Source organism: Methylocystis sp. (genome assembly GCF_051062815.1).
GTDB lineage: Bacteria > Pseudomonadota > Alphaproteobacteria > Rhizobiales > Beijerinckiaceae > Methylocystis.
Map to the genome: position 1 here is coordinate 1 of NZ_JBPFDU010000050.1, position 12064 is coordinate 12064.

General features: G+C 61.3%; 14 protein-coding genes, 1 pseudogene and 1 riboswitch. Of the genes and pseudogenes, 5 read left to right on the forward strand and 10 right to left on the reverse strand.

The annotated features are described in order from the left end of the window. The 3 genes from ACR65W_RS07770 to ACR65W_RS07780 form a co-directional block, all read left to right on the forward strand. The coding region (locus ACR65W_RS07770; protein ID WP_434502494.1) for an energy transducer TonB at nt 1–649 on the forward strand (649 nt) is incomplete at its 5' end. 61 nt (nt 650–710) lie between these two features. Beyond that, nucleotides 711–1184 (forward strand): energy transducer TonB family protein, encoded by a 474-nt coding sequence (locus tag ACR65W_RS07775; RefSeq protein ID WP_434499573.1) that lies wholly within the window; start codon nt 711–713, stop codon nt 1182–1184. A gap of 88 nt (nt 1185–1272) precedes the next feature. Continuing rightward, nucleotides 1273–1752, forward strand: coding sequence for a hypothetical protein (locus tag ACR65W_RS07780; protein ID WP_175095365.1), 480 nt, complete (start codon nt 1273–1275; stop codon nt 1750–1752). Nucleotides 1753–1764: 12 nt separating this feature from the next. Here the strand turns inward: ACR65W_RS07780 and ACR65W_RS07785 are convergent. From ACR65W_RS07785 to ACR65W_RS07805, 5 genes and pseudogenes are all read right to left on the reverse strand, one after another. Continuing rightward, nucleotides 1765–2397: pseudogene (locus tag ACR65W_RS07785) on the reverse strand (IS630 family transposase); the annotation flags it as partial. A 797-nt stretch (nt 2398–3194) separates the two neighbouring features. Beyond that, on the reverse strand, nt 3195–3755 hold the full coding sequence (locus tag ACR65W_RS07790; protein WP_434499571.1) for a hypothetical protein: 561 nt from the start codon (nt 3753–3755) through the stop codon (nt 3195–3197). 133 nt (nt 3756–3888) lie between these two features. Next, entirely contained in the window at nt 3889–4476 is a 588-nt protein-coding gene (locus ACR65W_RS07795) for a DUF7676 family protein (RefSeq protein WP_434499570.1), read from the reverse strand. 45 nt (nt 4477–4521) lie between these two features. Beyond that, nucleotides 4522–5823 (reverse strand): PepSY-associated TM helix domain-containing protein, encoded by a 1302-nt coding sequence (locus ACR65W_RS07800; protein WP_434499569.1) that lies wholly within the window; start codon nt 5821–5823, stop codon nt 4522–4524. An 85-nt stretch (nt 5824–5908) separates the two neighbouring features. After that, nucleotides 5909–8281, reverse strand: a complete 2373-nt coding sequence (locus ACR65W_RS07805) for a TonB-dependent receptor (protein WP_434502496.1) — start codon at nt 8279–8281, stop codon at nt 5909–5911. A 121-nt stretch (nt 8282–8402) separates the two neighbouring features. Next, a riboswitch (cobalamin riboswitch) is annotated at nt 8403–8607 on the reverse strand. A 373-nt stretch (nt 8608–8980) separates the two neighbouring features. Here ACR65W_RS07805 and ACR65W_RS07810 point away from each other — a divergent pair. Then, entirely contained in the window at nt 8981–9295 is a 315-nt protein-coding gene (locus ACR65W_RS07810; protein WP_434499567.1) for a hypothetical protein, read from the forward strand. Continuing rightward, the gene (locus ACR65W_RS07815) at nt 9189–9632 is read left to right on the forward strand and encodes a chromate resistance protein ChrB domain-containing protein (RefSeq protein WP_434499566.1); all 444 of its coding nucleotides are present in this window, start codon (nt 9189–9191) and stop codon (nt 9630–9632) included. The genes ACR65W_RS07810 and ACR65W_RS07815 overlap by 107 nt, the downstream gene beginning before the upstream one ends. A gap of 100 nt (nt 9633–9732) precedes the next feature. On the opposite strand, the gene ACR65W_RS07820 is transcribed toward ACR65W_RS07815, so the two are convergent. The 5 genes from ACR65W_RS07820 to ACR65W_RS07840 all read right to left on the reverse strand — a co-directional run bounded on the left by ACR65W_RS07820 (nt 9733) and on the right by ACR65W_RS07840 (nt 12061). Further along, complete coding sequence (locus ACR65W_RS07820) at nt 9733–10428, reverse strand: cytochrome c biogenesis CcdA family protein (protein ID WP_434499565.1); 696 nt, start codon at nt 10426–10428, stop codon at nt 9733–9735. Next, nucleotides 10428–10694 (reverse strand): thioredoxin family protein, encoded by a 267-nt coding sequence (locus ACR65W_RS07825; RefSeq protein WP_434499564.1) that lies wholly within the window; start codon nt 10692–10694, stop codon nt 10428–10430. The genes ACR65W_RS07820 and ACR65W_RS07825 overlap by 1 nt, the downstream gene beginning before the upstream one ends. Further along, the gene (locus ACR65W_RS07830; RefSeq protein WP_434499563.1) at nt 10691–11107 is read right to left on the reverse strand and encodes a heavy metal-responsive transcriptional regulator; all 417 of its coding nucleotides are present in this window, start codon (nt 11105–11107) and stop codon (nt 10691–10693) included. The genes ACR65W_RS07825 and ACR65W_RS07830 overlap by 4 nt, the downstream gene beginning before the upstream one ends. Nucleotides 11108–11218: 111 nt before the next feature. Beyond that, nucleotides 11219–11482, reverse strand: a complete 264-nt coding sequence (locus ACR65W_RS07835; RefSeq protein ID WP_434499562.1) for a thioredoxin family protein — start codon at nt 11480–11482, stop codon at nt 11219–11221. Between the two features lie 255 nt (nt 11483–11737). After that, nucleotides 11738–12061, reverse strand: coding sequence for a hypothetical protein (locus ACR65W_RS07840; protein WP_434499561.1), 324 nt, complete (start codon nt 12059–12061; stop codon nt 11738–11740). Between the last annotated feature and the right edge of the window lie 3 nt (nt 12062–12064).

Consider the following 12064-nt stretch of genomic DNA (forward strand, 5'->3'; position numbering starts at 1 on the left):
GCCGGTCAAGCCCTTTTGGCTGCGCTCGGTGACGACCGTCCTCGTCATCGCGGCGCATGTCATGGTCTTCGGCATACTCGCCTATTCGGCGAAGCCAACGGCCGTATCGCTCGACTCTGTCAGCATGGACCTCGTGCCGGAAGGCGACTTCTTCGAGCAGGAGGAAGTCGCGGAGGCCGACGACACGCCGCCGCCTGAAGCGGTCGAGGAGCCTGACATCGCGCTTCCGCCGCCGGTGGTGATGGCGCCCGACGCCGTGCCCTTGCCGGCCAAGAAGGAAGACGTCGACAAGGTCAAGAAGAAGGTCGAGGAGCAACAGGTCCAGCGCGCGCAGCAACGTCAGGAGGCGCAGGCGCGTCGACGCTACGGCGCGCCTGAGGGACAGGCCGGGAATTCGGGCGCATCGCAGGCGACCTGTCTTGCGCACATCGCCGCGGCGCTTCGCCGGCATACGCCAGGCAACACCAGCCTTGGTCCCGGCAGGGCCAGCGTGACGTTCCACGTCAATCCGGGCGGCGGAATCTCGGGGATCTCCGCCTCTGGATCGAGTCCGGCGCATGCGGCGCTCGCGCGGCGGATCGTGTCCTCCGCGCGCGGACCAGGCATGTGCGGCTCGGCCTTCGTGAGCCAGGCTTTCGCCTTCCATTGATACGAACGGCGGCGGACGCTCGCGCCCGCCGCCTGAGATCGTTCCGGATATTGGGGGTCTGATGAAGCTCGCGCGATTGCTTACCATCGCCGCGGCGCTCGCCGCTTGCGGCGCGCATGCCGAGGACGCGAAGCCCGCGCCCACGGCGCCCGCGCCGGCACGAACCGCAGCGCCAACGCAGAGCGCTACGCCGGCGCGCGCCGCAGCGCCAAAGCTCGCCACGCCCGCGACGGCGCAAGGAGCGGCCGCGCCTTCCGCCGCTCCGGCGATGTCAGAGAGCAAGTTCCTTGGCGCGCTCTATACGGCGATCGCCAAGCGAACGCCCGCGGAAAGTCCCGCCGGCGACGGCGAGGTGACGGCCAGCTTTCACGTCAACGCGCAGGGCAAGATCGACAAGGTGACGATCGACAAGACGACAAGTCCAGCGCTTTCAGAAACGGTGAAGAAGATCCTGTCGAGCGTCGAAGCGCCGCCGCCGCCGGGCGGATCGATGGACGTAGAACAAACTTTCAAGTTCCGCGGCACGCCAAAATGAGACCGAACGTTGCGGCGTTCCGGCTTCCGGTCCATCGCCAAATGATTTATGCGCGTAAGGCCCGCGCATTTTTTAAAAGGAGGAGAATATGCCGCACATTTTTCGACTGACATGGACTCTTGCGGTGCTTGTCAGCGCCAGCGGACTCTGCTTGCCGGCGCTGGCGCAGGACGACAAGCCGGAAGCGGCGCGCGAAGAAAAAACTGAAGCGAAACCCGCGGAGACGACCGAAGCTAAGCCAGCAGAGAAGACGGACGCGAAACACGAGGAAAAGAAGGAGAAACGCGCCGAAAAGCCGACCGCGAAACAAACGGCCGATCACGGCGCCTATCTGCGCAAGCTCGGACAGTTGATCCGGGCGCGCTCGCCGGGGATGACCAATCTCGGCGAGGGGAAAGCGGTCGTGCATTTTCACCTTGGGGCTTCCGGCGCGACGGATAGCGTCAGCGTCATTTCGGCGACGACGCCGCGTCACGGCGAGTTGGCGCGTTCGATCGTCTCGGGTCTGCGCGCGCCGCCGCCGCCCGGCGGCTCCTATCAGGGCGTGCAGAGCTTTAGATTTCACTAGGGCCTTCTGCGTTTAGGTTGACGCACATCCGGCGGCTTTGATGTAGTTGGCGCATTCGGCTGGCGTGTAGGTGGAGAGGATTTGGGCTATACGTCTGCGATTAAGTGGAGTGATCGCGCTTCGGCTTCGCGCAGGAGGGTCTTGAGCTTGGCGAAGACCTGCTCGATCGGATTGAGATCGGGCGAGTATTTGGGAAGGAAAAGCAAGCGCGCGCCTACGGCTCGGATGGCTTCTCTAACGGACTTGCCTTTGTGCGAGCCGAGATTGTCGAGGATGACGATATCGCCTTTGCCAAGCGTCGGGGCGAGAAACTGCTCGACATAAGCGAGGAAATGCTCGCCGTTGATCGGGCCATCGAACAGGCATGGCGCATCGATCCGGTCATGCCGCAGCGCCGCCAGAAAGGTTGCTGTCTTCCAACGCCCCGTGCGGGATTTTGGCCACCAGCCGCGCACCGCGCCGCGTCCAGCCGCAACTTCGCGTCATGTTGGTCTTGGCCCATGTCTCGTCGATTGAAGACGAGGCGGGCGGGATCAATCCGCCCCTGATATTTGCGCCATCGCATGCGGTGGCGGCTTATGTCGGGGCGATCCTGCTCGCGCGCGACCAGCGTCTTTTTTTAAATGTGATCCCCTCGCGCTCGACCGCGTCTATCACCCAGTCCCGCAAGTCCTGCGAATAGGATTTTCCCATCCATGCTGGCCTCCAGCCCAGTCAGCATGGTGAATCAAAAATCCGCTGATTTGGGGAGCCCCAAATCGATTCCAATCAAACGCAGGACGCTCTAGCTGTGTCACGCCGCGCGCATAATCGCGCGCGCCGTCACTTCGCCAGAGCGCCTCAGTCGCCTCAGGGCGCGATAAAAACAGGGTCGAAACCGCGCTCCAAGCTCCGGATTCGCGATGACGTTTTCATTGCCCGGCAAGCTTGGGGCAATGCGCGCGAGAAAGGCACTGCCAAGACCTCGCACGCGATCACGCTATTGATCGCGTGGCGGCTCATGGATAATCTCGAACAGCTTCCGGATTCGAATGACATGCATCTCGCGCTGGCTCTGTGTCCGCTCGACGTATCTCCATTTGATTTTTCGGCATTGCGGTATGCGGAGACCGCCATCCCCACGCGCAAAAATAACCTCGGCGTTCGCTGTCAACGATTTCTGCCTACTCAAGCGGAGCCGCTCGAAGTCGTCGAGATCGGCGGCGCCGTCTATCATCCGCCATGCGAGGCCGTCGCGCGACAGCTTGCGCCAAGTCAGTCCGTGGTCAGGGCAGGGAACGACTTCCGGAGAGCCTTTATCGTCGTGTCAGGCGGCCAAGCCCGGCTCAGTCTTGGAGGCAGCGTAAGGAGGACTATGTCCTTGCCATGAGTCGGCTTAGCCCGGCGCTATGAGCGCCGGCCCTCGTCAACCCGGCGCTCAACGCCGCCTGTTGCGCTCGCATTCAAACGTGACGCGGAGCGAGCGCAACCGCTTCGCCATTGCGGCGTGCCGCGGAGCCCAACGCATACAGCGCCCCGAGGCCAGCGAAAACACAGGCGTTTATGAGGAAGATTCGCGGGAGCGTCGCAAGTAGCGAGTCGAAATGGCCAACGCTCGAGACCATCGCCACGCCAAAGCCGAAGATCAAGCCCTTGTAGACGACGAAGGCGGCCACGAAGGCCGCGCCCGCGCCCACAAGCCCCTTCATGCGCCGCGTGGCCAGCCCGGCGGCTTCGCAAGACAGCAAGGTGATGACGCCCATCGCGACGCCCCAAGTCAGGGCGACGTCGGTCATGTGGTGATGCAGGGACGCGAAGGCGATGGTCTGGCTCGCCAGCCAGACGCCGCCACTCAGAAGGAGGGCATCACGCCGATCGAGAGTCAATGCGGCAACCGCCGCGAACGCCGCCAACGGAAAGCCGCAATGGAACGCGGGACTCAAGAGGACGCTGGCGACGATCAGCGAGCCAATCCATAGCGAACGAGGCCAGGGAGATGAGGCGAAAAACGATGCGGTTGTCATGACAAGTCTCCTCTATGTGAAGCCAGCGGGGGAGCGGCGCTTGCCCGCTGGTTTTTTCGCCTTCGTATTGCGCGCGAGGACGAAAAGGGGACCGACGATCGTCTCCGCGACCGCCGGGCTGAACGTGAAGCGGTCAGGACGGACGGCCCCAGTCCGCTGAGCGATCGACGGGATCGGGGTCGTGGAGACCGAGCCATCGCGCCCGCAATTTGTCCCACAACGCGAGACGCGACCATTCTGGCTCCTTGACGCGCCTGTCGCTTTCCGGATCGAGGAAGGGATTGGGCAGCAGCACGGTGATCTGCTGCTCGCCCGCGCCGTTGAACAAGCGCAGCCCCCAGGACATCGGAACGCATGTGCGGCCGAAGCGGCGGTAAAGTTCGGCCCGCGCGGTGCGCCGATGGCGGGCGAGTTCCGGCGACGTCGGCGCGCGCGGCGGACCCTTGTGCTCGCCGATGCAGATATGAAAATGCGGGACGCCGAAGGCGATCGTCAGATAGCCGTCGAACACGGAGACGCGGCTCGGCGGCTCGTCGGCCTTGAATTCGAAGGCGGCCCCCTGGATGAGAGGGCCGAAAGTAATTTCCCGCCAGTGATTTTCGAACAGATCGCGGAAAAGCTCCTCAAGGCTCCTCTCGTCCACCGGCAAGGGAAATATGTCGAGCGGCGTTCCATCCGCGTCCAGGATCCGTCGTGGCCGCGTTCCAGTGATGACTGACATATCTTTCTCCATTGCAGGCCTCGCGTCTCTCACCTTGTGACCTTCTTACGCCGAGCGCGGTCGGCGCGTCGTTGTGCAGTTCGGCGAAGGACGTTCGTCACGAAAAAGTAGCGAAGCGCTGTTGGTTAAGACGGCCGCGCCGATCCGATTTTCGTCAATCGTCGCCCGCGATGACGTAGCGCGGCACCGCGCCACGCGTTTCTTCCACCAGATATAAACGCCGGTGACGGATAGCATCACAATGACGAGGCCGAGCGCGCAAACGAAAATGCGATAGGGCAGGCCGAACACATTGGCCATGTGCAGTTCCACGAGCCAGGTCGTGATCGTATTGCCGGCGTGCCGGCCAGTTGGCAGACGAACCGCGCGCAATTCGCCAGTATAGGCGTCGAATGCGATCGACGTGCGGCCAAAATTGTCGCCGATGTCGTGGCTCGAGCGAACGCCGTAGAAATAGAGATCGCTTTTGCGCTGGATGCTAAGCCTCATCGGTCGCTCGACCGAAAAGCCATGTGCGAGCGCTTGCTCCCCCATGAGTCTTTCGCCAATGGCCTGCGCTTCCTCCCAACCAACCGGCGCTCGACCCCCGGCTGGGTTGCCGCCCTTTGTGGTCCCAGAGTAAGGCGGCTCATAATCGAAGACGAGCTGCATCGTGCGCGTGTAGAAGCCGTTCAAATCAAAATGGACGCTGGACCAGGCGAAGAGCAGCAATATTGCAAAGAGCCAAAGTCCGAAGGCGCGATGCAGATCGAAGTTGACGCGATAGAATGAGCTCGAAAACTTGATCAGCCAAGCGGGTCGCCATCGCGAAAGATAGCCGCGCCTATTCGGCGGACTGGGAAGAGGCAGCGTGAGATAAACGCCAACGAAGCAATCGATCGTCCATACGAGCGCGACGATTCCAAGAATCCACGCGCCTACTTCGCCCATGGCGAGGGAATAATGCAGGCGGTCGATAAAGGGCATAACATTTGCCAGCGTCGTCGGCAGCCCGTCTCGATCAAAGCGCCCCAATTCCTGGCCGGTGACGGGGTCGAGCAGGAGTCGATTGAAATTGAACGCGGGCGCGCCGGGTCGCGCCTCCATGCGGATTATCGCCGTGCCGTCAACGCTCAGATCGACAGAGGTGGCGAGGGCATCTGGAACCAGAGCCTCGGCGCTCCGCAGGAGCGCCGCAGGGGCGAGTTGTATCCCTGCATGTGGACCCGGGTAGAGATTTGGCGTCAGCCAATGATTCAACTCGTGACCAAAAGCGAGCAGGCTACCGGTTAGTCCGACGAGGATCAGAAACCCCGCCATGCTCAGACCAGCCCACCGATGCAGCGACACCCAGAAGCTTCGGGTCATCGTGTTCTCTCCATACTCTTCAGCATCGAAGAAGGACCTTCCGGGGATTTCCCGTTATGGAGGCCGCGTCGGGCATCTGCTGCGCTCAATAGTCGTACCGCAGCTCGGCGAAGAAGGTCCGCTGCGGATAAGGGGAAAAGAGCCATTGTTTGTAACGGCCGATGTTGTTGATGCCGACGACTCCGGTCCAATTCGGCGCGAATTTGTAGGTGACTCGGGCGTCGAGGATGAGATATCGGCTCGCACCGCCCCAGGTTTCATGATTGACGTCGAAATTATCGAGCTGAAAATAGGATGACGATCGGTACCTCAGCCCTGCCGATAAGGTCAGCGTGTCGGTCGGATGATAGGTTCCGACGATCTTGGCCCGCCATCTCGGCATCAGCGGAACATCTTTGTTTACAGACAAAGGGAACTTGGAATTCGCCACGATCTGCGTATCGATGTATGTCGCGTTTGCGTCGATGTCGAAGCCATCGAACAGCACGTCCTTCAAACCGATGGCGCCTTCGACGCCATTGAAGCGCATTTTCTGTACGTTCTGAGAGCTGGAGACATTGGGCACAACTGTGACATCGGTCTGGAAAGTGATCGCGTCCCACCTGTCCTCGTGGAACAAGGCGAGATGCGCAGCGTGCTTGCCAAAGTTGTATTCGGCCGAGAGTTCGTAGGAATCGACTTGCTCGGGCTTTAGGTCTGGATTGTTGATGAGAATGCCAGTCGGGCGGGTGATCCGCTGAAACAGTTCGGTCACGCCCGGAAAACGATGGGCCTTGCCGTAGGAGGCGCGCAAAAGTAATTCGCGCATTGCCTGATAGGCCAGTGAGGACTTGGGTGAAAAGGCGGAAGCCACCCGTTCGTCATAATTCTTGGTTGTGCCGAGCTTGTTTTCGTTGGCGCCCTCGAAGGCGCGCCAAAACTCCTGGCGCCCCCCGACGGTGAGTTTCCAATCTGGAAACAATGACCAGACATCCTGAACATAGAGGCCCTCGGTTTGTGTCTTGCCGACAGATCTTGAGGCCTGCTCGTATGACCATGACGACCACCACACGGGAGTATTTTGCTGATATTGCTTTAAAGCATACTGATCGAAGTGCCCCCCGAACGAGATTTCATGGAGACCAAGGACATTCTGCTCCGGACGCCAAATCGCCCGCATATCCATTGTTTTCCAGCCGGTCCCACTGATCTCCCGCGTCTGGCCTGACGTATTGACCCCGAACCTCTGCGCGGTGACGCCCACGTCTCTGAGAATGTCATAAGAGCTTCCGACAATATCGAAGTCGAAAACGCCGCCGGTCTCGGTCTTCAGCTCGGCTCCTTGCATCAGGTGCAAATACTCAACGCTGCCTGGATTGAGGCCTGAAAGAGGATAGTTGATCCCATGAAAATTGATCACGCCATTGCGCGTATTGAAGACGGGGACTCCCGCAACGTTGTTGATATAGCTCTGCGCGGTAAAATCGTCCGCAAGATGCAGCAGGCCGAGGGTGTACGATGCGCGGGCGCGCGGCCCGAAATCATAGGCGAGTTTCAGTTTGCCGGTGTTTTGCTCGGTGACCTGAATTGGCCCAGCGCCGAACACCCCGCGCAGTAAGCCTTGGCGGTCGCGGTCGAAGAACCCGCCGAAAACCGGCGTTCCCGCTGTGGCGCGCGGCGTGACGGCGCTCGAAAAGAAAATCGGCTGAGCGTGCGTAAGCAGACGATCGTAACCGGCGCGCCAGGAAAAATCGTTGATTCGATCGCCGATCGAAATGCTACCTGTATATCCCGGATTGGTTTGATGAGTGTCGTACTGATCGTAGGGCGAAAGAAGCCCTTGCAGCTTGGCGTGGAGTTCAAATTTTTCGGGCGTCTTGGTGGTGAAGGTGACGATCCCGCCGATCGCATTGCCGGGATAGAGCGCGGAGTAAGGACCGTAGATGACGTCGACTCGGCTAATCTCTTCCGGCATGACCATCTGAAATCGCGGTGTAAACGAACTGTTGCCGAGCAAAGCCGACAGCAGGATTCCGTCCGCGTAAACCAGATTGTGCATGGGCTGGAAGGGCCCGGTCGTGCGGCCCTGGATGTCCTGAAAACGATCGCCGGGGAATTTTTCGACGATTTCGATGCTGGGAAGATATCGAAGCGTTTCCACGGCGTTGGAGGCGTTGACCTGCTCGGTGATTTGCTTCGCGGTGATGGTCTGGACGACGGCTGGAATATTGTCGGGAATGGCCTTCGCGAACGGCTTCTCGGGCGGGCGCACCTGCTGGACGAGCGCCGTCGCGGCCGCGACGGGCGAAAGGGCTGGCGCGGGATTCACGGGGCGAGGCGCGGAGGCGCGAACTGCGCCGCGCCTGGCGCCCGCGCCAACATCGATCGTAGGCAAGGCCTGTTGCGCCAGAGCAGATGTGGAGGAGACAAAAAGAGTGAACACGCCGGCGGACACGCCGATAGCGGAAGGGCGGAACATGTGAGCATGGACTCGCAGCAACGTGGGCCGTCACTGCGAAAGGTCTATGCCGTCAATCGGCGTTCAACGCGCCTTGCGACAGAATTCGACCGCCTCGGTGCACCCCGCCCGACGCTTTCGCGCGTGACCACGAATGACGGCAGGTCTCCTGGCTCACGGGTCATCGCTTTGGACCGCCTTCCCAGGGAGCGTTTGTTCCCCAGTGGCTTTTTGGTCCTAAAGCTCGCCGCTTACAGTTGCGGGGGCAGCCGCGGAATCGCACGCATGCGCGTACTCACCGCATTCCCTTTTGATCCCCGAAGGGAACCATCACCGCCGATAAATAGGTAAACTGGAGAATGAGTCAAGGCGACATGCTCTGTATGGGCGCTTGCCGTCAATCTGGTGTGAAAAACGCCCCGCCAACAGATCCACGGTCAGGGCCGCCCGAAGATCCGTTGCAGAATGTGTCCGCACGTCAACAGGTCTGACGTCGGCGACGACGATCCAAGCCCGGCGAGACATTGAGACCTTATTGACGCTAGCGGCAGGGTCTGATGTAACTTCACCGCATGGGGAAGCGATCTCCCCACGAGGCGACATGCCCAAGAATCGCGTCCGGTTTTTCACCAGGGGCGCGCCATGTAGTCAATCAACGCCATCTCTTCCGATAAGCTCGCGCGCCTCATCGGCGTTCCACATTGTCCTGCGCTCATCGATGTGCGGACCGACGGGGAATGGGAAAGCGATCCACGCTTCGTTCCCGGGGCAGCGCGACGCCCTCACGCTTCTGTTACCGAATGGGCCGGCGAAATTGCCGGCCGCGCTGCCATCGTCATTGATCAGAAAGGCGACGATCTCGGCGAAGGCGTTGCCGCCTGGCTGCGGCATGCCGGCGCCGATTCAGCCGAGGTGCTGATCGGAGGACATGTCGCCTGGGCGCAATCGAACGGGCCGCTCGTGCCAGAGGCTAATTTGCCGCCGCGCGACGCACTGGGGCGCACCGTATGGGTCACGCGCGCGCCCAAAGGTTGATCGGATCGCCTGTCCCTGGCTGATCCGTCGTTTCGTCGATCACGAGCTCGGTTGCTGGAGCCTCTGGGCCTTCTATCGACGCGTCTGCGGCGCACTTGGCCATCCGACTTGGCGCGCTGCGCGTTTCCACACTGCAGGCGAGATTTGTAATCTCCTGTATGCTGCGGGGCTGGAAGTGGTCGAGGCGCGAGGAGTTGTGCATTATCCGCCGTGCGGGGTCGCCGCCAAACTCTTTGCGCCTCTCGATCTATGGCTCGGTCGGTCGACGGCCTTAGGACCAGCCTTTATCGCCGTGTCGGCAACGAAGCCTCCGAAAACGAACACGGGAGACCAATAGGACGATGATATTCAACGCCGCGCTCGACGTGCCCTCGCAAGAGTTTCGCAGCCTGCCACCGCCGGCCGTCTCGAAACCCGGTGACGACAGATGAGCCGCCTCATATCGGCAAGCTGGGCACGACGATGAAATAGGCGTTCAGCATGTAGAGGCCGGCGAGGATCAGCAGAACGCCGCCAATAGCTTCGATGGCCTTGTGGAGTCTTTGCAATCGAGAAAGGCTTTCCAGCCAGCCGACGGCGAGACCGCCGAGCATGATGGGAATCGCCCGACCCAGGGCGAACGCCAGCAGCAGCGTCGCTCCGAAAAGCGGAGACCCGACGCTGAGGGCGACGCCGAGCAGAACGATCAACGCCGGCGTGCAAAAAGGACAGACGGCCACTGAGAAAGGGATGCCCAACGCAAATGCGCCCCAGGCTCCTGTCGCGCGCTTGGCGCGCAGCGGCAGCGCGGGCACGGGAACCCGCAACCATCCCAGCCAAATGAAGCCCATGATGATGAGCAAAGGACCGAGCGCCAGACCCCATGCGCAACCGAGGAGATATTCGACCCAGCCGCCGCCTAAACCAGCCAACACACCGAGGGCGACGTGGGTGAGAATCATGCCTAAAACAAAAAGCCCCCCGAAAAGCGCGGCTTGGCGCGGGGAACGCGCCTTGGTCACATAGGCGAGGGCGACAGGGATCGCCGCCAAGGCGACGGGATTGAAGCTGAAAGCAAAGCCAGCAGCCAACCCAACCCATAGAGCGCCGAATCCGCCGTGAGACAAGGCCTGGCGAAGCGCTTCCGCGTCCATCAGCGCAGGCCCAGAGCGGTCAACGCTGCCCTGAACTGGTCGCGCGTCGGCAGTGACAAAAAGCGTAACTCGCCGTTCACGGCAATGGCGGGCATCGACAACACGCCGAGCGCGACCGCGTAATCGAGTTCTTCGAGCACGTTGACCTCGCGCCAGATTAAGTTGGCCTCGCCGAAAAGAGACGCGGCCACGTCACGTAGTTCGCTCTGTTTTGTCGCGCAATTTTTGCATCCCGGCGCGGCGATGACTTCGATCTTCACTTTCATCGAGACGCCCCGCGCAAACTGTCGTCGAGCGCGCCGAGAATCGGGCAGTCGTCCGTGGGATTCAGTCCCCCCTCGCAACTCTTGATCAAGCCGTCGAGCGCTCGCGACATGGCTTGTAACGCTTTGAGCTTGCGCTCTATGTGCAGCTTTTTCTCGATGACGAGACTGCGCACGTCCTCGCAGCAGGCGTTCTCCTTTCGCTTCAACGTCAACAGTTCTTTGATGTCCGACAGCGTGAATCCGCACGCCTTCGCGTGTTTGACGAAGCGGAGGCGGCGTACGGCGTCATTATCGTAAAGCCGGTAGCCGGCCGTCGTTTTCGACGCCGGTGCAAGCAGGCCTTCCGTCTCGTAGTAGCGCAGCGTGTCGGCGCTGACGCCAGCCATTCTCGCCACTGTGCCAATGGTGTGCATGATGCGCTCCAGGTCGTTTCAGCCTTTATAAACCTTCGAGCAAACACCATGGTCAAGCGCCGATGAAAATGCCCCGGCGAGGGCGCGGCGCCCTCGCCGGGGTCGAGCAAGTCAGGCTTGGCCGACGCCAGCGGTGCGAAGCGCCTGCTCGTCAATTCCCGCGCCCGCGCAGCAGGAGAGCAGCCGGCCATCGACAGCGACTGCGGGTACGGAACGAACGCCCAGAGATCGAGCGCGTTCGGCGGCGCTGATGTCGTTCATATCGAGAATCAACACGTCGCAGGAGGGGCAGGCTAGGCGATTGACGAGATCGATCGCTGTCCGGCATGCCGGGCAGCCCGCGCTGAAGACTTCTACTTTGCGTTTGGCGTTCATGGCGTAATCCATGGGTTAGAGGAAGAGAGCGGAAGAACCCGCCGGCAGGCGGCGGTCCGCTACTGTGCGTCATCACGCTAGCCCTTGGAGCGCGCTCCAAAGTCAAGCGCCATTTTCACGTCGCCGGCAGCACGACTCAGCGACCACGAAATGAACCGAAGATTTTTTCACAGCATCCTCAGTTTTCGTGCGGCTCGTCATCTCGAGCACAGTGACCGCTGAACATGCCGGAACGGTCGCCTGCGCGTGCGGCGCTCATTGCGCGATCAGGCCCAACTTCGCATCAAGCCATCGCCATGGGGTGCAGCCGATCTTCACCCAGCGGCCAAGCAGAAGGCTCGGCGCCGCCCCGAGTTCCGGACAGCCGGGATAGGCCATTGCTGCGGCGAGGATATGGGTCGCGCCCAGCCAGCCTGCGATGACAGTCAGCATAATCCATCCAGCAGGCGACCATGGAAGCGCCAGCGCCACCAACGTTAGAGCGATCCCGACAATCAGCCTTGCCAGGCGCTGCTTGGCGGTCAGCGGACGCCAGCCGGCGGGATTGTCATTGCAACAGGGCGCCACGCGTTTTTTCATCGC